Genomic DNA, 23,210 nt, shown 5'->3' with positions numbered 1-23,210 from the left:
TCAGCTCTCGTCAAGCGCATCCAGTAGTTCCTGCAGACGAGCAAGTCGCGCCAATGGATCCTGCATTTCTAAAAGCTGCTGCTTATCCTGCTTGTGCAAAGGCAGCAGCTCCGTCAATCGCCAGCTGACATCGCGGGCATCCTCATAATCAACACTCATGCCGAGCTCATCAATCACGGGGTGTCGAAACAAGGCCCGCAGCACGGATGGCAACTCATGAAATGCAGTGGGTATACCCGCACCGGGTTCGGCCGGCAAAAACGCCACCTTACCCAGATTCAGCCCATCATCCTGTTGCCAGGAGTCCATGATGGACACTTTTGAATCGCCTTCAACGGTGATTCCCAGCAACCCGTTATCCAACGTTTTGAAATCGACAATGCGCACATAGGTGCCTGTTTCATAAAAGGATGCCCTGCGGCCGGCTTCGTTGCCGTTGCGCAGCAAACTGATAACAAACCCTTGGTCCTCTTTCATGCAACGACTCAGCATATCGATGTAGCGCGGCTCGAACAGCTGCAAGGGAATCCTGCCGCCAGGCAAAACAATGGAATTGAGTGGGAAGACAGGTACCTTCATCGAATCGACAGCAGCTGTTGCACTTCTTCAACTCGAGCTCGCGCTTCGGTGAGAAGCTCAAGGCTGCGGGATGCGTTCAGCTCAAGTTTGCCCAACCTGCGATAGGCTGGCACCTCATCGAATGCAGGCAAACCTTCGTTCTGGCTTGATCCGATCATGGCGTGTAGCTGCGCAACAATAACCACATCAACCAGTTGCGGCTCGGCCTCCCGGCTTTCGTACCCCCAGTCTTCCGCATGACGTACAGCTTCGACAAAGGCCGGCGGAAACGACCAGCTTCCCAACACAGCGGTACCCACGTCAGCCCGCAGTTCGCTGAGGGCATTCTGCAAATTAGTATCGTCTGCAAACAGGTTTACGTGATGTTCCGCTTGCACCAGTACGGGAACCACGCCGATATCGTGAAGCAAGCCCGCCAGCAACGCCTCTTCAGGATTCAGGCGGGTTGCATGGTCGGCCAATACCCAGCAAAGCGCTGCTACCTCGCGAGAGTGGCGCCAAAGCTTTTCCATTTCCTTTTGCAATGACGGATGCCGACTTTTGAACACTTCCCGCATGGAAAACACCGTCACCAACTGCCGGGTTGTTCGCATTCCCAAACGCACCACAGTCTCGCGCACGTTGCGTACATCACTGAAGCCCCGATAAAGCGGGCTGTTACAGGCCCGCACCAGCTTGGCCGCCATGGCCGGATCGGCAGACACTGCGGTGGCCACTTCGTCGGCTGTGGAGTCATCCCGATCTACCAGACGCCGCACTTTCCAGGCCACATCGGGAACGCTGGGCAACTTAAGCTGATTGGAGCGAAGCTCCGCGTAAAACTCCATCAATAGATGGTGTTCCTCACTTTCGCCATCCTGGCTTTCGCCCGAATCCATCTCTACCTGTGCCACTGGCGCTGAACGCAATAGCTGGTTGAGTACATCCTGTTCCACCACGAGAAACTCGCAATTTTTAACTGCCGTCACGTCGTACATTCTTGGTTGCAGTCTGGCGATGGGGTTCAACGCCTGGTCGGTTTCAGCTTCAATAACCGATTTGCGCCCATCTACTGACTCCAGCTCAACTTTCCCCGTTACCAGAAAATAATCAAGGCCGTCGCGTACACCACGTTCCAACACACGCTGGCCAGGGCCGTGGGATCTGCGCTCAGCACGACTGGCCAGCACAACCAACTGATCATCAGTTAGCCGATTCAGTGGCTGAAACTGCTTCAGGCGGCGCAGCGGCAGGCTTTCCTGGCTAGCCATAGATAATCTCCTAAGTTGGCTCAAAGCGGGGGATAGTGCTTTATAACATCTGTAAACGATTGTAACCATGGCGCCGCAAAACAGCCATGCGCCCGGGGTCTAATCTGGTATCCTTTGTATCTGCATCAGCAAGCATCCCCTATTCATACAGAGAGAGATCAGAACACCATGCCTCAGTATCGTTCGCGGACTTCCACCGCAGGCCGCAACATGGCCGGCGCCCGCGCCCTCTGGCGCGCCACCGGCATGAAAGACGATGATTTCGGCAAGCCGATTATTGCCGTTGTTAACTCCTTCACCCAGTTTGTGCCCGGACACGTGCATCTCAAGGATCTGGGGCAACTCGTATGCCGCGAAATTGAAGCTGCGGGTGGTGTTGCCAAAGAATTCAACACCATCGCGGTGGATGACGGCATCGCCATGGGCCACGACGGCATGCTTTACTCCCTGCCCTCTCGCGAAATCATTGCCGATTCGGTTGAATACATGGTGAATGCCCACTGCGCCGACGCGATGGTGTGCATCTCCAACTGCGACAAAATCACCCCCGGCATGATAATGGCAGCCATGCGTTTGAATATACCGGCCATTTTCGTATCTGGCGGCCCTATGGAAGCTGGTAAGACCAAACTTTCTGAACACAAGCTGGACCTGGTGGATGCAATGGTAATTGCCGCCGACCCCACAGCCGACGATGAAAAGGTCGCAGAATACGAGCGCAGCGCCTGCCCAACCTGCGGTTCCTGTTCTGGCATGTTCACAGCTAACTCCATGAACTGCCTGGCCGAGGCCATTGGCCTGGCCCTACCGGGCAACGGCTCCATGCTGGCAACCCACGCCGACCGCGAGCAGCTATTCCTGAAAGCCGGTCGACAAATAGTGGAAAACACCAAGCGTTATTACGAACAGGACGACGCCAGCGTTCTTCCTCGCAGCATTGCGTCCATGGCCGCATTCGAAAACGCCATGGTGATGGATATCGCCATGGGGGGATCCACAAACACTATCCTGCACTTGCTGGCAGCAGCTCAGGAAGGTGGAGTTCCGTTTACTCTGAACGAAATTGACCAGCTTTCCCGCAAGGTTCCGCAGTTGTGCAAAGTGGCACCCAACTCACCGAAATACCACATGGAAGACGTGCATCGTGCCGGTGGCATTATGGGGATTCTTGGCGAACTGGAGCGCGGTGGCCTGATCAACACAGATTTGCCAACCGTACACAGCAAAACCATGAAAGAAGCCCTCGAAACCTGGGACATTATGCGCTCCCCTCCCCCCGAAGTTGTTGAGTTCTACAAAGCAGGGCCGGCGGGCATTCCTACCCAGACAGCCTTTAGCCAAAGCACCCGCTGGCCCAGCCTGGATGGCGACCGTGAAACTGGTTGTATCCGCTCCGTTGAACACGCATACAGTGCCGAGGGTGGCCTGGCCGTTCTTTATGGCAACATCGCCATTGACGGCTGTGTGGTGAAAACCGCTGGCGTGGATGAAAGCATTTTTGTATTCGAAGGCAAGGCTAAAGTATTCGAAAGCCAGGACGCTGCGGTGGCAGGTATTCTGGGCGACCAGGTCAAGGCCGGCGATGTGGTCATTATTCGCTACGAAGGCCCCAAGGGCGGCCCGGGCATGCAGGAAATGCTTTACCCGACAAGCTACCTGAAGTCCAAAGGGCTGGGTAAGGACTGCGCACTGCTCACCGATGGCCGTTTCTCCGGTGGCACCTCCGGGCTGTCCATAGGGCACGCCTCACCCGAAGCTGCGGCAGGTGGCGCAATAGGGCTGATCGAAGACGGCGATACCATCCTGATCGATATTCCAGCACGGTCCATCAACGTGCAACTGGACCAGCAGGAACTGGAGCGCCGTCGCGAAGCCAAAGGCTGGAAACCCGAGCAGCCCCGGGACCGCGCTGTATCCGCGGCTCTGAAAGCATACGCACTGTTAGCAACTAGCGCTGATAAGGGCGCCGTAAGGGATCTGGAAAAGCTCGGCTGATCTGGAGACTTACACGAAAAAGCCCGCACAGAACTTGCTGTCTGCGCGGGCTTTTTCGTTTTAGTGTGCTTGTTGCGCCAGTCTTAAAACAGTGACCAGCCGCCATCTTCCTCTTCTTCAATAACCTCTTCTTCAACCGGCTCCGGATTGCTCGGCGCTGCTGCCTTGGCTTTCGCAGGCGTCGCTACGGTCGTATTGGCCGCAACATTAACGCTGATCATTCCCAACGCTTTTTTTGTCGCCTCATCCAGAATACCGTTAGCCTGAAGCCCATTTTCCTTCTGGAAACGAGACAGCTCAGACCGGGTGTTGTTGTCCATTCCAGGGTTCACATTGGTAATATTGTACCCAGCGCCATGAAGGGCATTCTTGAGCGCAACCGTTTCATCAGCGAACGCGGCGGGCGCGAAACCCAGCATTACGGCTGTGCCAGCTGCAACTGCAAAGCGGCCCAAACGGGTAGTCGCGTATTTTATGATACTCACCTGCTTTACTCCTGATATCTCAACGATATCCGTTTCTTTCTTGTTATGTGGTGCCAATCTCCACAGGCTGAGGCGAACGGGTAAAAGCCTAACATACTTTTGTCTCATGTCGCCTTAATCGACATCGTCCCCGGTAGTTTCGACCCTTTGAGCCCCCTCGCTGAACTCACGAATAAAGATTCCCCAAAACGCCATGAATAATGCGGCAACCAAAGGCCCCATCACAAAGCCATTAATACCAAACATGGCCAAGCCACCCAGAGTGGAGAGCAGCACAATGTAATCCGGCAACTTTGTGTCCCGGCCGACCATAATCGGGCGCAAAAGATTATCTGCAAGCCCTATTACGACCACACCGAATATCGTAAGCACTACGGCGGGAACGACATCGCCCACAGCAGCGAGATAAATCGCCGCCGGCACCCATACCAGGGCCGCGCCTACTGCCGGCAGGAGCGAAAAAATGGCCATAACCACGCCCCACAACAAGGCGCCGCTAATACCAAGAACCCAAAAAATAATGCCACCCAATGCGCCCTGGATAATAGCAATCAACAGATTGCCTTTAACGGTTGCCCGTGTGACCTCAGCAAACTTGGCAAACAGCAACCGCTCACGTTCATCACCCAGAGGAAGTGCACGGATCATGAGCTCAATCAGCTTGCTTCCATCGCGCAGCAGAAAGAACGACAAATACATCATCAGAGCCAACCCGAGGAAAAATTGAAAGGTGTTCTGACCAATACCCAGAGCCTGCTTGGCGAGAAACTGACTCCCACCCACGAACAGGCTAACCACCCGATCCCGGATTTCGCTGAAGTTGATATCAAACTGCGCAAGGAAAGTCTGTATGCCCGGGAAAGACTTACTCACCTGATCAATATATTCACCAGGCTTTATATTTCCATCCTGAATTTGCTGATAAATACCCAGCCCTTCACTCACCAGAGACGTCACCAGCAACAATACCGGTATAACCACGATCAGCATGCAAACCATTAGAGTTATCAACGCATTTATATTTGGCCTGTCACCAAACCGGCGCACCAAAAAGATCTGAAACGGGTGGAAGATCAATGCAATGGCGATTGCCCAGAATATGGGCCCGAAAAAAGGCTTCATGAGCAACACGAAGGCAAGCGTTACACCGACCAGCATGGCAAGAAAAGTTCGTGTCTCAAGTTTTTCGTACATAATTCCGTTTTATCCCTGGCAGATTCAGTCGAATAATAGCCTAACACGACCGCATGGCCACTGGAGCATGCTTCAGGGTATAGTGGACTGTTGTTGATCAACTATTAAACAGGTCATGGTGTTGGAACTGGAAACCTTTACCACGGAAACGGCTCTGGACGCCGCGGCGGAACTGCGCCGAGTACTCGCGGCCAGAACCCATCGCAGAAAAGTGCTGGGCCAGGAAGTTATAGTGCCGGGACAACTGGGCGAAGCTCTGCAACTGCCGCGCATTATCAACCGGCTTCAAAGCAAACAGCAGCGGTTTCGGGACCAGGGGTTGGATGATTTCCAGGAACTCTGGCCAACACTATCAGCTTCAACCCGGGAAAAAGTGCTCGATGCAATCGGCTGGTATGACCCCAAAGACCTCAGCTGGGAAGACAAGCGCTCCAACCGCCGCCCTGCAGTGGCCCCGGACAACTCCTGATTCAAAGCCACAACGCACTGTTACGCAACTCAAACACAGCAACCTGTGAACTGATTTATCCTAGTGATTGAAGATTGTTGATCGGGCTCTGGATAAGCAAAGCCGGCAATGGTCACGCAACCAATCAGTCAGGACAGTCGATGGCATGCGTATTCTGAGAACCGATGAGAGCCGTTTCGCAGGTCTTCCGGATTACCCGTTCACCCCCAACTATATGGATGTAGAGCCCGGTCTCCGCATGCACTACGTTGACGAAGGCCCAGCTGGCGCCTCGCCTGTTCTTATGCTTCATGGAGAGCCATCCTGGTCGTATCTTTACCGCCACATGATCCCTATCGTCGCGACTGAGGGCCACCGGGTGCTGGCACCCGATCTGATAGGTTTCGGAAAGTCCGACAAGCCAGCATCTGTCGACGATTATACTTACGAACGCCACCTGGCCTGGCTCACGCACTGGCTGGAAGCTATGGATCTCCAGAATATCACTCTGGTTTGCCAAAACTGGGGCTCGCTTTTGGGCCTGCGTCTTGCTGCAGCACTACCAAACCGATTCCAGCGCATTATTGTAGGTAACGGCATGCTGCCAACCGGAGAAACCCGCGCGCCGGCAGCATTCAGCGTGTGGAAAGCATTTGCTACCCACAGCCCCTGGTTTCCCGTTGGCCGAATTGTGCAATTGGGCACCGAGCGGACCCTGAACAAACACGAGTTAGCAGCCTACGAGGCCCCCTTCCCCTCAGCAGAGTACAAAGCAGGGGCGCGGGCATTTCCAAAGCTGGTACCTGTATCGCCTGGAGATCCGGCAAGCAGCGCCAACAAGGCCGCCTGGAAAGTTCTGGAAAAATGGCGCAAGCCTTTCATTACCTGCTTCAGCAGCGGTGACCCCATCACCCGGGGCGGGGACCGCTATATGCAACGCCGCATCCCCGGCGCATTAGGGCAACCCCACATTACACTGAGCGGAGGGCACTTTTTGCAGGAAGACTCCCCCGAAGATTTCGCGCGAATCATTATTGACGCATTAAAGGCAGAGTTGGCGGCCTGAGCAGCCATTAGCCAAAAACGGCAACCGTTTGACGGCTTAGTGCCAGCAACTCGCCCCGAGGTGTCCACACCCGGGCTTCGCAGTGGCAATAGCCGTCTCCTGATTGATCGATCGTCGCCTTGTACAAAAGCCAGTCGTCCGCTTTCAGAGCCGGCCTGGGATGAATAATATCCAGCGCCCAGGATAGCGAACTGGCTGGTACGGCCGATTTAAAATGTTGGAGAATCGCTGGGGGCCAGGCATCAACCAGCGCCACAATATGAGCGTCTGTAAGCTCTTCAGGCTCTTCCCGGAAGCGCATCCACCCTCCCATTTCACGCCCGCCCACTCCGCTGAACGGCATGCCCCCGTATGCCCAACGCATCTCTATGTGGCGAATAAAACCGGGGGTCACACCCTCAATGAAAGGCAGTTCCTGGCACTGATCTACTGGCTTCGCGTCCGGAGCAGATTCACCCTCAAGCTGCACAATTGATTCCCGGCGGCCTGCAAAAGCACCAATACACACCACCCGAGGCTCTCCGTTCTGAACAATTCGCCCCTCGACCTGGGTAACAGCTCGCCCCTCACGTAAAATCTGAACATCGAAAACGGCGGGCACTTCTGCCTCTACCGGCCCGACAAACGATACGCTCATGGACCTCATTGGCCTACCATCTACCACCGCATGCTCCATGCGATCAAAAACCAGCGCAGCCACCAAGCCACCAAAGGTTGCACGCCCCTGGCTCCAGGTTGCTGGCATCACCAACTCTTTTCCGGCACGGCCAGCAGCAATCAGTTCATCAAAGGTCATAGCGCTTCCCTGTTAGCAACCTATCAGTCAAAATGAAAGCCTGCACAAAACACGAAAACAATGCAATGGCAGTGCCCCGGCAACTACCTACACAGCATGAAAGATTTCACGTATTAAATTAGACCAAAAGCGGTTATAATATCGCCACATATGCATTGCCCGGCAATGCTTTACCTTCCGAATACCGAGTAAATCAATGTCTGAATTGTCCTTTGCCGAACTGGGGCTTGATCCAGCCGTACTTGAAGCTGTATCTGCTATTGGCTACGAAACCCCAACGCCCATCCAGGCCCAGTGCATTCCTGCACTGCTCGCTGGCAAACATCTACTGGGCGTTGCCCAGACCGGCACGGGTAAAACCGCCGCCTTCGCATTACCGCTGCTGAGCAGGGTCGATGCATCTGTAACTGAACCTCAAATTCTGGTTCTGGCCCCAACCCGGGAGCTGGCCATCCAGGTGGCGGAGGCTTTTACCTCCTACGCTACAAAATTTCGCAATTTCCACGTACTGCCAATTTACGGCGGTCAGGACTTTTATCCCCAGATCAAAGGCCTCAAGCGTGGTGCACAGGTTATTGTCGGCACCCCGGGTCGTATGCTCGACCACTTGCGCAAAGGTACCCTGCGGCTGGGTAACCTGAAGGCTCTGGTACTGGATGAAGCCGACGAAATGCTGCGCATGGGCTTCATTGATGACGTAGAAGCCATTCTGGCTAAAACGCCAGCTGACTGTCAGCGTGCACTGTTCTCAGCCACTATGCCTCCGCAGATCAAGAAGGTTGCCCAAACCTACCTGCGTGACGCAGTCGAAGTGAAAATCGAAAGCGAAACCCGCACAGTTGAGCGTATTTCTCAATATTTTCTGCCGGTTTATGCCGAACGTAAGCTCGACGCTCTGACCCGCATTCTGGAAGTGGAGCCAACCGAAGGTGCAATTATTTTTGTACGCACCAAGGCTGAAACCACTCTTCTGGCCGAGAAGCTCAGTGCCCGCGGGCACGCAGTAGCACCTCTGAACGGCGATCTGAACCAGCGTCAGCGCGAGCAGACTGTTGAAGATCTGAAGCGCGGCAAGAAAGATATTATCGTTGCAACGGACGTTGCCGCTCGTGGTCTGGACGTACCCAGAATCACTCACGTTATCAATTACGATGTGCCCTACGACAGCGAAGCCTACATTCACCGAGTGGGCCGTACCGGCCGCGCCGGGCGCGAAGGCAAAGCGATTCTTCTGGTCACTCCCCGTGAGCGGAGCTGGCTGCGCACTCTTGAGCGCGCGACCAACTCCCCTATGATGGCTTATGAGCTGCCTTCGCCGGTTGAACTGAAAAAAATGCGCGAAGAGCAATTCGAAACCCAGCTGCTGGGCTTTGCTGAGGACAAGAAACTCGCCAAGTCTATGGCATTGCTGGATGAGATCGCTGAGCGCAACGAGATGGACATTGCCATGGTTGCGGGCGCTTTGGCGTGCTGGATGGAGGCAATGCAGCCTGGCTTGCTACCTCTGGAACAGCCAGAAGCCCTGCCGGTAGTGTCTGCTTCTGCACCTGCTCGCCGTGATCGCAAAGGTGGTGGCGGCCGCCCGGGTGAATTCCGTAAAGGACCACCCAAAGGTGGCTATAAAGGACGCGGTGGCCCTGGCGGTGCCGGTGCCCGTGGCAAGCCACCCGGCAAAGGCGGCAAGCCTGCAGGTAAGCGACCTCCTCGTCAGTCTGACGCCAAGCGCTGATAGACGACGAAGCTGTAGTCGTAAGGGTTGTTATCGGACGCGGAGAAATCCTCCCGTCCGATTTCTTCCCACTCATCCCAGTTCACTTCCGGGAAATAAGCGTCGCCATCCACTTCGGCGTGCACCTGAGTAATATAAATGCGGTCTACCATGGGTAGTGCTTCCGCATAGATTTGCCCTCCCCCGATCACCATTACCTCATCGACACCGTCCAGCACTGCCTGTGCTTCGGCTTTAATCAGCGCGTCATTCAGTGATTTCGAGCTGACCGTTCCTGCGGGTGCTTCCCACTCTGCATTACGGGATATGACGACGTTCATCCGGCCCGGCAGTGGTCTGCCTATGGAGTCCCAGGTTTTACGGCCCATTATGATGGGCTTGCCCATGGTGGCTTGCTTGAAGTACTTGAGGTCGCCTGGCAGGTACCAAGGCAGATTGTTGTTTTTGCCGATTACCCGGTTTCGGGACATGGCGACGATTAGTGCTTTACGCATGCTTGTACTCCTCTGAGTCGGGGGGCTGCAAGAATGCGGGAAGGGCTCTCCAAAAAACGCTGTGAATACGTCCGTGTACGCTTGGCTCCGCCATCCATGGCTCCGCACATTTTTGGAGAGCCCTTCTCGCATCCTTGCGATCGAGCTTTGGGTGAAGCCTGCCGGGTTTATATTGCTATGGGGGCTTTAATACCGGGATCGGGGTTGTAGCCGTCGAATTCAAAGTCTTCGAACTCATAGCCAAAGATTGAATCGGGTTTACGCTTTATAACCAATTTCGGCAGAGCCTTTGGCTCTCGCTTTAGCTGTTCGAAAACGATGTCATCGGTAAGATGGTTTTGATAGAGGTGGCAGTCGCCAAAGGTATGGACAAACTCGCCAACTTCGAGGCCACACTGTTGGGCAATCATGTGCGTTAACAAGGCGTATGACGCAATGTTGAACGGTACGCCCAGAAAAAGATCTGCACTGCGCTGGTAGAGCTGGCAGGAGAGCTTGCCGTCAATCACGTAGAACTGGAACAGACAGTGGCAGGGCGCCAGCGCCATCAGGCCTTTCTCGGCATTTTCCTGTGGGCCAATCGATTCATCCGGAAGCTCGGCCGGATTCCAGGCGGATACGATCAGGCGGCGGGAGTTTGGCTTTTTGCGGATCTGGTCGATCACTTCGCTGATCTGATCCACCACGCGACCATCCGGGCACTCCCAACTCCGCCACTGCTTGCCGTATATCGGGCCAAGGTCGCCATTTTCCAGCGCCCACTCGTTCCAGATGGAGACTTTGCGCTCTTTCAACCAGTTGTTGTCTGTGGAGCCGTTCAGGAACCAGAGTAGCTCATAGATGATGCTGCGCAGGTGGACTTTTTTGGTGGTGACCAAGGGGAAGCCGTCTTGGAGGTTAAAGCGGATCTGGCGCCCGAAAACCGAGCGGGTACCAACGCCGGTTCGGTCGCCTTTGTCGAATCCGTTGTCCACTACGTCGCGCATCAGGTCGAGATAGGCTTTCATTCCGCGTTTCTCCGGTAAGCAATAAACATCAAGGCCAGGCCGGCCAGAAGCATCGGTAAGGACAGCACCTGCCCCATGGTGACCCAGTCAAACGCCAGGTACCCCAACTGCGCATCCGGTTGGCGTACAAACTCAACCAGGAAGCGAAAAATACCGTAGCAAATCAGGAACAGTCCTGACACGGCCATTCTTGGGCGTGGTTTTGCAGAGAACCACCATAGGATGACGAAGAATAGAACCCCCTCGAGGGCAAACTGGTATAGCTGGGAAGGATGGCGGGCCAGCGCGTCCGGGGCCTGGCGGAATACCATTCCCCACGGCATATCCGTGGGCTTGCCCCAGAGTTCACCATTGATAAAGTTACCAATTCGCCCTGCCCCAAGACCTACTGGCACCAGAGGGGCTACAAAGTCCGCTAGATGCCAGAAGCCGGTTCCGATTTTTCGGCCGTACCACCAGATAGCGAACATTACACCCAACAGCCCGCCGTGGAAGGACATTCCACCTTCCCAGACCCGCAGGAGCCAAAGAGGGTCTGCCAGGAAAGCGTCAAAATTGTAGAAGATGACGTATCCAAAGCGCCCGCCCAGAATAACGCCCAACGCAAGATAAAATAGCAGGTCGCCCATTTGCTCTTCAGTAATCGGGGACCAGGGTTTACGTGTGCGCAATCTGCCCAACCACCAGCCTGCCAGAAAGCCGACCAGGTAGGTGAGTCCATACCAGTGAATTTTGAGCGGCCCGATGGCAATGGCTACGGGGTCTATCTGTGGATGCTGGAGCATCAATAACCTCTCAACTCAAAAGAAAACGTAGGCCAACCACCAGAAGCAGGATGGCAAATACGCGTTTCAGCGCCTTGGCGTTAAGCCGGTGCGCCAGGTTTGCCCCCACTCGGGCAAACAGCACACTGGTAAGAATAATCCCGATCAAAGCAGGCAAATAGATATAACCAAGGCTGTATTCCGGCAGGGCCGGCTCGTTCCATCCTGTCCAGGCATTGCCCACAGCACCGGCAACCGCGATCGGCAATCCGCAGGCTGCAGAGGTACCTACCGCCTGCTGCATACGCACATTGCTCCAGCTCAGGTAGGGCACAGTGAGTGTTCCGCCGCCTATCCCGAAAATCGCGGAGGCCCAGCCAATACCTGCTCCAGCACCGGCAAGGCCCACTTTGCTTGCAACATTTCGGCCTGGTGAAGGGTTTACTTCAAACAGCATTTTCAGCCCGACCAGAATGACAAATACACCGATAATAAGTTCCAGCATAGCTCCACTTAGCAATGCCGCTGTCCAGGCGCCTATGAGCGCCCCCGCTACAATGCCGAAGGCCATCGGCCGGAATACATCCCAGCGGATGGCCCCGTGACCCTGGTGCGAACGAATAGAGCTGAGGGATGTGAATACGATGGTCGCAAGTGAAGTTCCAACGGCCATATGCGCCGCAACTTCCAGACTAAAGCCTTGAGCCCCGAAACTGAAAATCAGTACCGGCACGATAATAAGGCCGCCACCAATCCCGAAGAGGCCTGCAAGAGTGCCAGCAAACGCGCCAAGCACCATGTAAATGGCAAATACGGATAACAGGGACATACACTCTCACACATCCGGGAAATCAAGGCTGGTATGATACACACCGGCCGTGGCAACTTCACCACAAGCAGCACCCCTATCACCCATTGGAGAGCAACGTCGCATGTGCCTGATCGCATTTTCCCTTGGCCAGAGCGCCCGTTATCCGCTGGTGGTAGCCGCTAACCGGGATGAGTTTTTCCGAAGGCCCACCGCACCTCTGGACTGGTGGACGACTGAAAGCGGCAACCGGGTACTTTCCGGCAAAGATTTAAAATCCGGCGGCACCTGGCTGGCCGTTTCCCCTGAAGGGCTTGTCACTGCGGTAACCAATGTTCGCGAGGGGTCGCCGGAAGCCGGGCAAATCAGTCGCGGTGAATTGCCGTTGCGGGCACTTGAGGAATCGGAACTGCAAATGCAAAGGAGCCTTGAAGGCACATCTTCCCGCTACGCAGGGTTCAATCTGGTTCGTATCGGTGACACGTCTGGTTGGTACTACAGCAACAGAGATGCTCACCCGGGCCGCAGAATTTTCCGTGGCACCTATGGCCTGAGCAATCACCTGCTCCAAACGCCCTGGCCCAAGCTTCTGCGCCTCAGGGAAGCGGTTGGTCACACAGTTAAATCTGCAGGGAAGAATACAGACACCCTGCACAAAGATCTTACCAGCCTGCTACATGACACCACGCCCGCACCAGACCACCTGCTCCCAAACTCCGGTGTGCACCGTGATACCGAACGTTTTCTTTCATCTCCATTTATAACAGGGACAGAATACGGCACCCGCGCAACCACCGTAATCAGCGTCTCGATCACCGGCGACATCCACGTTAGTGAACAGAGTTGGGCACCCGAGGGGCTCCCTGCGGAATACCGGCAATTCCACTGGCAGCGATAGCGCTCAGCCTCTGATATAATCCGCGAAATTCGTCCACCCGATCGGAGGGCCGCCGATGGCCGGTCAACAAGGCGCTACATCCATTGCCGACTTTGAAAAGTCTCTTGATGAGTTGGAAACACTTGTTCGCAACCTCGAACAAGGGGAATTGTCTCTTGAGCAATCACTGGCAGCCTTCGAGCGTGGCGTCAAGCTTACCCGAGCTTGCCAGCAAGCCCTGAAAGGCGCTGAACAGCGAGTTGAACAACTGGTGCAGAACGACGACGGAACTCTGGAAACTCGCCCATTTTCTCCGGACGACGCAGTCTGATGCATAACGGAACTCTGACGACCATGGATTATCTGGAAACCTGCCGTAGCCGTGTGGATGCCGAGCTGGATCGCCTCATCGCATCCGGGTCGACCTCTGAGCGGCTTCAGGAAGCCATGCGCTACAGCGTTCTGGGCGGTGGTAAACGTATTCGCCCAGCGTTGAGTCTGGCCGCTGCAAGCGCTCTGGGGCAAGGCATGGAAGTCGCACTTGTGCCTGCCTGTGCGGTCGAGTTGATCCATGCCTATTCGCTTGTTCACGACGACCTGCCAGCCATGGACAACGACGAATTGCGCCGGGGCCGGCCAACAGCCCATATAGCCTTTGACGAGGCGACAGCAATTCTTGCCGGCGATGCGCTGCAGGCGTTGGCATTTGAATGGCTGGCAGCGGCTCCCGGCATAGAAGCGCCAGCGCGGCTTGCCATGATTCAAGAGCTATCCCACGCTAGCGGCCATAGCGGCATGGTAGGTGGTCAGGCTATCGATCTTGAATCTGTAGGCAAGAGTCTGACTCTGGCACAGCTCGAAAACATGCACCGACATAAGACCGGAGCACTAATTGAGGCCAGCGTTCGTATTGGTGCACTGACTGCGCCTGGAGTATGTGATCGCTCACTGGACGCATTGACAGCCTACGCCAAAGCCCTCGGGTTGGCTTTTCAGGTTCAGGATGACCTACTGGACATTGAAGGTGACACCGAAACTATAGGGAAGCCTCAAGGCTCGGATATCGCCCGTGCCAAGCCGACCTATCCGGCTCTGCTGGGGCTAGCAGGAGCACGTGAACACCTCTCCTCTTTGCTGGACAGCGCTCTTGAAAGCCTGAAAGGCTTCGGGCCGGAAGCCGATCCTCTCCGAGCCATGGCGGATTACGTGGTGGCAAGAACTTACTGAACTTGCTGACATATGTGAAACAGGCTGCCCTGTTCCCTTATAATGGCAGCCAGTTATCGAACATCCCGGAAAAGACCCGTATAGATGCAGGACACTTATATTTTCAAGGAAATCCCCTCACAACGGCCCAACACGCCGTTGCTGGACCGGATTGACGTACCCGCCCAACTGCGTGAGCTAGCGTCTGATCAGCTTACTCAGTTTGCGAGAGAGCTAAGGGCATTTCTGCTGTGGTCGGTTGGGCAGACCGGGGGCCATTTTGGCGCCGGGCTTGGCGTGCTCGAACTCACCGTAGCACTGCACTATGTTTTCAACACGCCGGAAGACCGACTGGTATGGGATGTTGGCCACCAGGCCTACCCACACAAGATTCTCACAGGCCGACGCGAACAGATGGGCAGCATTCGGCGTAAAGATGGCCTGGCCGGTTTCCCCAAGCGTGCGGAAAGCGAGTACGACACCTTTGGCGTAGGCCATTCCAGCACCTCCATCAGCGCTGCACTGGGCATGGCGATTGCTGCCCGGCAGCAGGACACTGGCCGCAAGAGCATTGCCGTTATTGGTGATGGCGCCATGACCGCGGGCATGGCCTTTGAGGCACTGAATCACGCTGGGCATCTGCGCGCAGATATGCTGGTCATTCTGAACGACAACGACATGTCGATTTCGCGCAATGTTGGTGGCCTGTCCAACTATTTTGCCAAGCTGCTCTCGAGCCGTACCTATAATCAGGTTCGCGACAGCAGCAAAAAGGTTCTCCAAGGTGCGCCACAACTGATGGCGCTGGCCAAGAAAACCGAAGAGCACTTCAAGGGCATGATCGTTCCGGGCACTCTGTTTGAAGAGCTGGGCTTCAATTACATCGGGCCCATCGACGGCCACGACCTATCCTTACTGGTCGAGACTCTGGAGAATATCCGCGAGCTTGAAGGGCCTCAATTCCTCCACGTGGTAACAACCAAGGGCAAAGGCTTTGCCCCTGCGGAAGCCGATCCTATTGTCTACCACGCAATCAACAAGATTGAACCTGTGCCCGACAGCAAGCCAGAGCCGATTAAACCTGTTGCCACTAAGCAAAAGTACGCGAACGTGTTCGGTCAATGGCTGTGTGATGCTGCTGAACAGGACGATCGCGTGAGCGGCATTACCCCCGCTATGTGCGAAGGCTCGGATTTGCTGGCATTCTCTGAACGCTTCCCGGATCGATATTTCGATGTGGCCATTGCGGAACAGCATGCTGTAACGCTTGCAGCGGGCATGGCCTGCGATGGCGCTAAACCGGTGGTCGCAATCTACTCGACTTTTTTACAGCGCGGGTACGATCAGCTGATTCACGATGTGGCCATCCAGAATCTCGATGTGCTGTTCGCGATCGACCGTGCGGGACTGGTTGGTGAGGACGGCCCTACCCACGCCGGTGCTTTCGATATCAGCTATCTGCGTTGTATACCGAATATGGTACTGATGACGCCTTCAGACGAGAATGAAACCCGTCAACTACTCCAAACTGGCCTGATGTTCGATGGCCCAGCCGCTGTGCGGTATCCGCGTGGAACCGGGCCAGGTGCAGAGATCCAAAAAGAACTTACCCCTCTGACAATCGGCAAGGGGCGCAAGGTTCGCGAAGGCAGCGGCATTGCTATTCTTAATTTTGGCACGCTGCTCACACCGGCTCTGGAAGCTGCAGAGCAGCTTGGGGCTACCGTGGCCGATATGCGCTTCGTCAAGCCTTTGGACGAGGCGCTGATTCTGGAACTCGCAGAACAGCACGACCTGCTGGTCACTCTGGAAGAGAATGCCATTGCGGGTGGCGCAGGAAGCGCTGTTACGGAATTCCTGAACAGCCAAGACGTTTTAATGCCTGTGCTTCAACTCGGATTACCGGATACTTTCATTGATCACGGTAAACACGAAGAACTTCTGAAGGATTGTGGGCTGGACGCCAACGGCCTATTCGCTGCCATAAGCGCTCGCATGGAGCGTCTTCAGCACCAAAGGCTCAAAGCGGTCAAATAACACCGCCAGGCCAATACGCAAAAAGCCCGCTCAGTTCATTATCAGGCGGGCTTTTTCGTGTCTGCATGCAGCTCAAGGCTGGCGCTATTGCTGGGGGTCATCGTCCTGATGGGTTTCCAGCCAGTGCCCAAGCTTGCTTTGCTTGGTGTCAAGATAATGCTCGTTATGAGGATTGCGACCAACATGCAAGGGAACGCGCTCGGTGACTGCTATGCCATAAGAGGTTAGTGCTTTCACCTTGCGAGGATTATTCGTCATCAGGCGAAGGCTTTTGATACCCAGGTGCTCCAACATATCCTTGCACATGCTGTAATCACGCAGGTCTGCTGCAAAACCAAGACGCTCGTTCGCCTCCACAGTATCTGCGCCCTGATCTTGCAAGTGGTAGGCGCGGATCTTGTTAAGCAAGCCAATACCCCGGCCTTCCTGACGCAGGTACATCAAAATACCACGACCTTCTCTGGCGATACTGCGCAACGCCTCTTCCAGCTGGTAACCACAGTCGCAGCGCATGCTGTAAAGCGCATCGCCCGTAAGGCATTCAGAGTGCGTGCGGGCCAGCATGGGCTCGTCGCCGTCCAGTGACCCCAGGGTCAGGGCAACATGCTCCTTTCCCGTGTCCGGTTCTTCAAAGCCATGCATATCGAATACCCCGAATGGGGTCGGCAACCGGCAGGTCTCGATGTAACGAACAGCCACAGTGCGTCCTCGTGGTTCAGTAAATCTGGGCGCGTATTCTATCACGGGCGCGCCCATCAGGCATCAGTGGTCGTCGGCAATCCAATGCCCACTGCGCCCGCCTTTCTTCTCCAGCAAACGCACCTTGCCAATTTCCATACCCTTATCGACAGCCTTGCACATGTCGTAAAGGGTGAGTGCGGCGATACTGGCGGCGGTCAGAGCTTCCATTTCGACGCCGGTCTGGCCGGAAAGTTTGCACCGGGTCAGTATGTGTACCGATGCGCCGTCTGCCCCTGCGGTTAGCTCTACCTTCACCGACGTCAGGTTCAGGGCGTGGCACAAGGGAATCAGATCGTGGGTACGTTTGGCGGCCATTATCCCGGCAATACGAGCGACAGCCAGCACATCACCTTTCGGATGCTCGCCGTCGATAATCATTCTGAGGGTCTCCCCTGCCATGTGAATGGTCGCTTCGGCGCGCGCTTCACGTTCCGTTACGGCCTTTTCCGTAACGTCCACCATGCGGGCTTCGCCCTTGTCGTCCAGATGGGTCAGTTTACTCACGGCGTCTCCCGGGGTTCAGTTTCAGTAAGTAATGAGTAGGTAACACTAAAAAAGCATCAAGCTGCCGGAGCATACCAGAGTTGCTGACCAGCGGCCGGTTCCTGGTCAAACCTGAGGCCACCAGTAACCTATCCCTGCGAGACCTTGAGCTCCTGCCTGCCATGCTTCATCCAGGTCGCCCGGTTGCAGTCCTCCCAGACAAAACACCGGTATAGATGCACTTGCAACCAGATCGCGGAATGCTGGCCACCCCAGTGATGGCGAGCCCGGATGTGTCTCTGTGGGTTTTACCGGCCCAAGCGTCGCATAGTCAGCACCAATAGCCACCGCATGATCTATCTCACGGGCGCTGTGGCAGGACACCCCAAGCCAGACCCCATCAGGCACGGGCCTTGCCGAAAGGTTTTGCGCTTCTCGCCACGGCAGGTGCAACCCGGCTGCATCGGGGGTGTCATCGAACGCCGAAGGTGAACCATGCACCACCAGGCCGACACCAGCCGCTTCACATTCGTCTAACGCGGTTTCGGCAAGAGCGGCATAACTCTCTGCATCCAAAGCTGGTGCTCGCAACACAATCAGTGCTGAACGGCCATGCTTCGACATATTTACAAGAGCCCTGTTTAGGAGCTGCTCAGGGGTGTCATCAGACCTGAATTCGCCGGTTATCGCCAACAGGCAAGGGAGTTGCAGCGCCCGGATAATTGGCCGGTTAGCTACCGGAAAATCCTCATCCCGCAGGCTTTCAGGGCGAACCCACTCTATGGGCTGCCCTTCACGGCCATGGGCTTCACCCTCGGCCTGATCCGTTCGCCAAACATCCAGAAACACCCGTTTGTCGCCGTAGTCGTGGCGGATACCGATCACTGGGCGCAAGGAGCCCACCGGTATGCGTAAACCGGTTTCTTCGGCAATCTCCCGAGCCAGAGCAGCCTGAACTGTTTCATCCGGCTCAACTTTTCCGCCGGGAAATTCCAACAAACCACCTTGATGAATATGAGCCGGCCGGCGGGCAATAAGCACTCGCCCCTGGCGGACAATAACGCCCACCGCCACATGAACTTCCCGAATCTCACTTTCTGCCTGGACCATACTTAGCTGCGATAGTCTGCGTTGATGGTGACATAGTCATGGGAGAAATCGCAGGTCCAGACGGTTTCGCTTATATCGCCCCGCTTAAGGTCGATAGCGATAGTAATCTCTTCCTGATCCATAACCGCCTGCCCTCGCGCCTCGGAATAATCCGAGGCACGCCCACCATCTCTCACAAGACATACGTCTCCAAGATGGATTTCCAGCGCATTAACGTCCAGATCGACCACCCCGGCCCGGCCTACCGCTGCCAGAATACGCCCCCAGTTGGGGTCTGATGCAAACAGCGCAGTCTTCACCAACGGAGAGTGGGCTACGGTATAGGCTACATCCAGCGCCTCCTGCTGGACCGCCGCACCACTAACGTGAATGGTAATGAATTTGGTAGCGCCTTCACCATCACGCACAATGGCGTGGGCGAGATCCATATAGATATCTTTCAACGCGGCCTTAAGCGCCGGCAGATGCGGGCTGTCGAGGGTAATTTCCGGGCCGGAGTACTGACCGCTGGCAATAAGGGTACAGGCGTCGTTGGTGGAGGTGTCTCCATCAATGGTGATCCGGTTGAAGGACTGCTCTCCCAGTTCTGATGCCAAAGCCTGGAGCGCATCTTGCGCAATACGCGCATCGGTGGCGATAAACCCCAGCATGGTGGCCATATTAGGGCGGATCATACCTGCGCCCTTGCTAATGCCGGAAATAGAAACCGTGTGACCGCCCAGATCAACCTGAACCGATGCACCCTTCGGCCGTGTGTCCGTGGTCATTATGCCGCTTGCTGCTTCCGCCCAACGATTATCCGCGGTGCTACCCAAGGCTTCTGGCAACGCGCCTACAATCTTCTGAACCGGCAGGGGCTCGCCAATTACACCCGTTGAATATGGCAGTATTTCGGCAGCACTCACGCCGGCCTGCTCCGCCAGGGCCTGACAACACGCAAGCGCATCGTCCATGCCACGGGCACCTGTACCGGCATTGGCATTACCTGTGTTGACTAAAAGATACCGTGGCGCTTTCTCGGCCAGGTGCTTGCGGCTCAAGGTGACTGGGGCAGCGCAGAACTGGTTGCGGGTAAACAAGCCTGCAACACGGCTTCCAGGCGCCAGTTCAAACACAACTATGTCTTTGCGCCCGGGCTTTTTAATGCCTGCGCTGGCAATGCCCAACTTCACGCCCGCTACCGGGAAAAACTCGGGTAAGGTTCCTGGTCCAACCGCCATCCTGCCGCTCCTTATGATAACGCTGCTTGTATGAATAGGTCTGAAAACGAAAAACCCGCAGTCTGCCAGTTAACTGGTCGATTGCGGGCTCCGTAGTTTATTTCCTGTCAGTACAGGGTGGTCAACTCACCTTGCCACAGCACTGCTTGAATTTTTTACCGGATCCGCATGGGCAGGGCTCGTTGCGGCCCACTTTGCGCTCCTGTCGCACGAAAGTTTCTGGCGCGCCCTGTTCCTCATCTCTGCGCTCGCCTTCGCCTTGCGCTGTCGCACTGGTTTCATCGTGACGCAGGCGTGCTCGGGCAAGCTCTTGTTCCAGCTCTTCCTTGCGGCGGCGCTCAACCTCTTCCATTTCTTCCCGGCTCTGAACCCGAACATGACACAGCACACGGGTTACATCACGCTTCATGGTTTCCAGCATGGTTTCAAACAGATTGAACGCTTCGCGCTTGTATTCCTGCTTGGGGTTCTTTTGCGCATAGCCACGCAAATGGATACCGCGACGCAAGTGGTCCATGTTGGAAAGGTGTTCTTTCCACAAGGTATCCAGAACCTGCAGGAACACCTGCTTTTCAAACCTGCGCATCGACTCCGCGCCGGCAACCTCTTCCTTCGCCCGGTATGCTGCAACTATTTCGTCCAGGATTTTTTGACGAAGATTGTCTTCGTACAGCTTTTTATCCTCATCCAACCAGGACTGAACTGGCAGATCAACAGCCATTTCGGACTGCAACTGGGCTTCCAGGCCTGCCACATCCCACTGTTCAGGCATGCTCTGGGGTGGAATATGCTCGCTGACCAAGGTATCAACAACATCCTCACGGATGGTATCAACCATCTCGGAGACATCCTCTGAAGACATCACTTCATTGCGCTGGTCGTATATAACCGTACGCTGATCGTTCGCTACGTCGTCGTACTCAAGCAGCGTTTTACGCATGTCGAAGTTACGGCCTTCGACCTTACGCTGGGATTTTTCAATGGCGTTGGTCACCATCCGATGCTCAATGGCCTCGCCTTTCTTCATTCCCATGGCCTGCATCAGGCTCTTTACGCGATCCGGCGCAAAGATACGCATCAGATTATCTTCCAGAGACAGGAAGAAGCGGGAAGAACCCGGGTCGCCCTGACGCCCGGCACGGCCACGCAACTGGTTGTCGATCCGGCGGGACTCATGGCGCTCGGTACCTACAATGTGCAGACCACCAGCATCCAGAACCTGATTGTGACGCTCTGTCCACTCAGCCTTGAGGCGCGCAACTTCCTCTTCAGTGGGGTTATCCAGGGCAGCAACCTCATGCTCCCAGTTACCGCCCAGTACAATGTCCGTGCCCCGTCCCGCCATGTTGGTGGCGATGGTCACAGCGCCGGGCCGCCCCGCCTGAGCGATAATCTGCGCTTCCGACTCATGCTGCTTGGCGTTAAGGATCTTGTGCTCAATGCGTGCCTTTTTCAGCAACATTGCGAGTAATTCAGAGGCTTCAATGGAAGCGGTACCCACCAGAATCGGCCGTCCCTCGGCTGTAACATCCTTGATTTCATCAATGATGGCGTGGAACTTCTCATCCTGGGTAAGATAGACAAGATCGTTGTAATCAATTCTCTGGATCGGCTTGTTGGGCGGTATAACCACCACGTCAAGGCCGTAAATCTGGCGAAATTCGAACGCTTCGGTATCCGCGGTACCCGTCATGCCGCCAAGCTTTTCATACAGCCGGAAATAGTTCTGGAAGGTTGTTGAAGCCAGGGTTTGGCTTTCAGCCTGAATTTTGAGGCCTTCTTTGGCTTCTATCGCTTGATGCAGCCCTTCGCTCCAGCGACGACCGGGCATTGTGCGCCCTGTATGTTCGTCAACAATGACAACCTGACCGCCCTGAACAATGTAATCCACATCTTTCTGGAACAGGTGATGAGCACGAAGCGCTGAGTGCACGTGATGCAGCAAGCTCAGGTTGGCAGCAGAGTAGAGGCTCTCACCTTCTTCCAGCAGCTGACGACCCAGCAGAAGCTCTTCAACCCGCTCATGGCCCACTTCAGTCAATTCAACCTGACGCGATTTTTCGTCGATGGTGAAGTCGCCGGAGGACTCGCCCTCCTCACTGAGCTCCCCTTTCTCAAGGCTGGGGATCAGCTCGTTGATAGCCAAGTATGCTTTGGAGCTATCCTCCGCAGCGCCAGAGATGATCAGCGGCGTGCGGGCTTCGTCGATAAGGATGGAGTCAACTTCGTCGACAATCGCGTAGTAAAGGCCACGTTGCACCTTATCGTCGGTGCTGAAGGCCATGTTGTCACGGAGGTAATCAAAGCCGAATTCGTTGTTGGTACCGTAGGTAATATCTGCCTGATAGGCGGCGCGTTTCTCTTCTGGAGGTTGGCCAGCGACAACCACACCCACCTGCAAACCAAGAAAGCGATAAAGCTTGCCCATCCATTCAGCATCACGGCTAGCCAGATAGTCGTTTACGGTTACTACGTGCACACCTTTGCCAGGCAAGGCGTTCAGATAAACAGCAACAGTGGCGACCAGGGTTTTACCCTCGCCGGTCTTCATCTCGGCAATCCTACCCTCATGCAGGGTAATACCACCGATCAGCTGCACATCGTAGTGGCGCATGCCCATAACCCGGCGCCCGGCTTCGCGGACGGTGGCAAAAGCCTCAGGCAGCAATGCATCAAGGCTCTCTCCATCGTCCAGCCGACGACGGAACTCGGCAGTCTTGCCCTGCAACTCGGAGTCCGTAAGATTGCCAAACTGCTCTTCAAGCTCATTAACACCCAAGGCCAGCTTGCGCATTCTCTTGATTTCTCTGGCATTTTTACTGCCGAACATCTTGGTTGCAAACTTTGAGAACATAGACCACTGCTTCTTTGATTAAACGGAGGAAGCCGGCATTCTAACCTTATTTTGCGGGAGTACAAAA

The 23,210-nt window shown here is 55.3% G+C and carries 22 protein-coding genes; 8 read left to right on the top strand and 14 right to left on the bottom strand.

Features of this window, described 5'->3' with window-relative positions:
- Both Q0824_RS09235 and Q0824_RS09230 read right to left on the bottom strand, forming a co-directional pair.
- Nucleotides 1–579, bottom strand: coding sequence for an LON peptidase substrate-binding domain-containing protein (locus Q0824_RS09235; RefSeq protein WP_298449702.1), 579 nt, complete (start codon nt 577–579; stop codon nt 1–3).
- Nucleotides 576–1,829: an HDOD domain-containing protein gene (locus Q0824_RS09230; RefSeq protein WP_298449700.1), complete on the bottom strand. Its 1,254-nt coding sequence runs from the start codon at nt 1,827–1,829 to the stop codon at nt 576–578. Before Q0824_RS09230 ends, Q0824_RS09235 begins: the two co-directional genes overlap by 4 nt.
- Nucleotides 1,830–1,997: 168 nt before the next feature.
- Here Q0824_RS09230 and ilvD point away from each other — a divergent pair, with 168 nt between their 5' ends.
- Entirely contained in the window at nt 1,998–3,824 is a 1,827-nt protein-coding gene (ilvD, locus tag Q0824_RS09225) for a dihydroxy-acid dehydratase (protein WP_298449698.1), read from the top strand.
- Between the two features lie 83 nt (nt 3,825–3,907).
- Here the strand turns inward: ilvD and Q0824_RS09220 are convergent, their stop codons facing one another.
- A complete protein-coding gene (locus Q0824_RS09220) occupies nt 3,908–4,309 on the bottom strand; it encodes a peptidoglycan-binding domain-containing protein (protein WP_298449696.1) in 402 nt (133 codons plus the stop codon).
- Nucleotides 4,310–4,423: 114 nt separating this feature from the next.
- Complete coding sequence (locus tag Q0824_RS09215; protein ID WP_298449693.1) at nt 4,424–5,503, bottom strand: AI-2E family transporter; 1,080 nt, start codon at nt 5,501–5,503, stop codon at nt 4,424–4,426.
- A 115-nt stretch (nt 5,504–5,618) separates the two neighbouring features.
- Between Q0824_RS09215 and Q0824_RS09210 the strand changes: the two genes are divergently transcribed.
- Together Q0824_RS09210 and Q0824_RS09205 are read left to right on the top strand one after the other, a co-directional pair.
- Nucleotides 5,619–5,972: a hypothetical protein gene (locus Q0824_RS09210; RefSeq protein WP_298449691.1), complete on the top strand. Its 354-nt coding sequence runs from the start codon at nt 5,619–5,621 to the stop codon at nt 5,970–5,972.
- A 145-nt stretch (nt 5,973–6,117) separates the two neighbouring features.
- Entirely contained in the window at nt 6,118–7,017 is a 900-nt protein-coding gene (locus tag Q0824_RS09205; RefSeq protein WP_298449689.1) for a haloalkane dehalogenase, read from the top strand.
- A 7-nt stretch (nt 7,018–7,024) separates the two neighbouring features.
- On the opposite strand, the gene Q0824_RS09200 is transcribed toward Q0824_RS09205, so the two are convergent.
- The gene (locus Q0824_RS09200; RefSeq protein WP_298449687.1) at nt 7,025–7,813 is read right to left on the bottom strand and encodes a thioesterase family protein; all 789 of its coding nucleotides are present in this window, start codon (nt 7,811–7,813) and stop codon (nt 7,025–7,027) included.
- Nucleotides 7,814–8,009: 196 nt separating this feature from the next.
- Between Q0824_RS09200 and Q0824_RS09195 the strand changes: the two genes are divergently transcribed.
- Nucleotides 8,010–9,542 carry a DEAD/DEAH box helicase gene (locus Q0824_RS09195; protein WP_298449686.1) on the top strand — a complete coding sequence of 511 codons (1,533 nt, stop codon included), beginning with the start codon at nt 8,010–8,012 and terminating at the stop codon, nt 9,540–9,542.
- Here Q0824_RS09195 and Q0824_RS09190 read toward each other — a convergent pair.
- From Q0824_RS09190 to Q0824_RS09175, 4 genes are all read right to left on the bottom strand, one after another.
- Nucleotides 9,521–10,036, bottom strand: coding sequence for a dihydrofolate reductase (locus Q0824_RS09190; RefSeq protein ID WP_298449684.1), 516 nt, complete (start codon nt 10,034–10,036; stop codon nt 9,521–9,523). The genes Q0824_RS09195 and Q0824_RS09190 overlap by 22 nt on opposite strands.
- 167 nt (nt 10,037–10,203) lie before the next feature.
- A complete protein-coding gene (locus Q0824_RS09185) occupies nt 10,204–11,043 on the bottom strand; it encodes a thymidylate synthase (RefSeq protein ID WP_298449682.1) in 840 nt (279 codons plus the stop codon).
- Nucleotides 11,040–11,828, bottom strand: coding sequence for a prolipoprotein diacylglyceryl transferase (gene lgt, locus Q0824_RS09180; protein ID WP_200370287.1), 789 nt, complete (start codon nt 11,826–11,828; stop codon nt 11,040–11,042). The genes Q0824_RS09185 and lgt overlap by 4 nt, the downstream gene beginning before the upstream one ends.
- Before the next feature lie 10 nt (nt 11,829–11,838).
- The gene (locus Q0824_RS09175) at nt 11,839–12,636 is read right to left on the bottom strand and encodes a sulfite exporter TauE/SafE family protein (protein ID WP_298449678.1); all 798 of its coding nucleotides are present in this window, start codon (nt 12,634–12,636) and stop codon (nt 11,839–11,841) included.
- Between the two features lie 103 nt (nt 12,637–12,739).
- Between Q0824_RS09175 and Q0824_RS09170 the strand changes: the two genes are divergently transcribed.
- The 4 genes from Q0824_RS09170 (at nt 12,740) to dxs (ending at nt 16,735) form a co-directional block, all read left to right on the top strand.
- Entirely contained in the window at nt 12,740–13,513 is a 774-nt protein-coding gene (locus Q0824_RS09170; RefSeq protein WP_298450489.1) for an NRDE family protein, read from the top strand.
- A gap of 55 nt (nt 13,514–13,568) precedes the next feature.
- On the top strand, nt 13,569–13,823 hold the full coding sequence (locus Q0824_RS09165; RefSeq protein ID WP_298449676.1) for an exodeoxyribonuclease VII small subunit: 255 nt from the start codon (nt 13,569–13,571) through the stop codon (nt 13,821–13,823).
- Nucleotides 13,823–14,719, top strand: a complete 897-nt coding sequence (locus Q0824_RS09160; RefSeq protein ID WP_298449675.1) for a farnesyl diphosphate synthase — start codon at nt 13,823–13,825, stop codon at nt 14,717–14,719. Before Q0824_RS09165 ends, Q0824_RS09160 begins: the two co-directional genes overlap by 1 nt.
- Nucleotides 14,720–14,803: 84 nt before the next feature.
- The gene (dxs, locus tag Q0824_RS09155; RefSeq protein ID WP_298449673.1) at nt 14,804–16,735 is read left to right on the top strand and encodes a 1-deoxy-D-xylulose-5-phosphate synthase; all 1,932 of its coding nucleotides are present in this window, start codon (nt 14,804–14,806) and stop codon (nt 16,733–16,735) included.
- 84 nt (nt 16,736–16,819) lie between these two features.
- Here dxs and ribA read toward each other — a convergent pair whose 3' ends face one another.
- The 5 genes from ribA to secA all read right to left on the bottom strand — a co-directional run bounded on the left by ribA (nt 16,820) and on the right by secA (nt 23,143).
- On the bottom strand, nt 16,820–17,434 hold the full coding sequence (ribA, locus tag Q0824_RS09150; protein WP_298449671.1) for a GTP cyclohydrolase II: 615 nt from the start codon (nt 17,432–17,434) through the stop codon (nt 16,820–16,822).
- A 63-nt stretch (nt 17,435–17,497) separates the two neighbouring features.
- On the bottom strand, nt 17,498–17,980 hold the full coding sequence (gene moaC, locus Q0824_RS09145) for a cyclic pyranopterin monophosphate synthase MoaC (protein ID WP_298449670.1): 483 nt from the start codon (nt 17,978–17,980) through the stop codon (nt 17,498–17,500).
- Between the two features lie 105 nt (nt 17,981–18,085).
- Nucleotides 18,086–19,069 carry a Nudix family hydrolase gene (locus tag Q0824_RS09140; RefSeq protein ID WP_298449669.1) on the bottom strand — a complete coding sequence of 328 codons (984 nt, stop codon included), beginning with the start codon at nt 19,067–19,069 and terminating at the stop codon, nt 18,086–18,088.
- Between the two features lie 2 nt (nt 19,070–19,071).
- A complete protein-coding gene (gene argJ, locus Q0824_RS09135) occupies nt 19,072–20,289 on the bottom strand; it encodes a bifunctional glutamate N-acetyltransferase/amino-acid acetyltransferase ArgJ (RefSeq protein ID WP_298449667.1) in 1,218 nt (405 codons plus the stop codon).
- Nucleotides 20,290–20,410: 121 nt separating this feature from the next.
- Nucleotides 20,411–23,143: a preprotein translocase subunit SecA gene (gene secA / locus Q0824_RS09130; RefSeq protein WP_298449666.1), complete on the bottom strand. Its 2,733-nt coding sequence runs from the start codon at nt 23,141–23,143 to the stop codon at nt 20,411–20,413.
- Between the last annotated feature and the right edge of the window lie 67 nt (nt 23,144–23,210).

Origin of the sequence: uncultured Marinobacter sp. (assembly GCF_947488835.1) — a bacterium.
Classification (GTDB): Bacteria; Pseudomonadota; Gammaproteobacteria; order Pseudomonadales; family Oleiphilaceae; genus Marinobacter.
The sequence above is the reverse complement of the archived record's forward strand: the minus strand, read 5'-3'. Positions and strand labels throughout refer to the sequence as shown.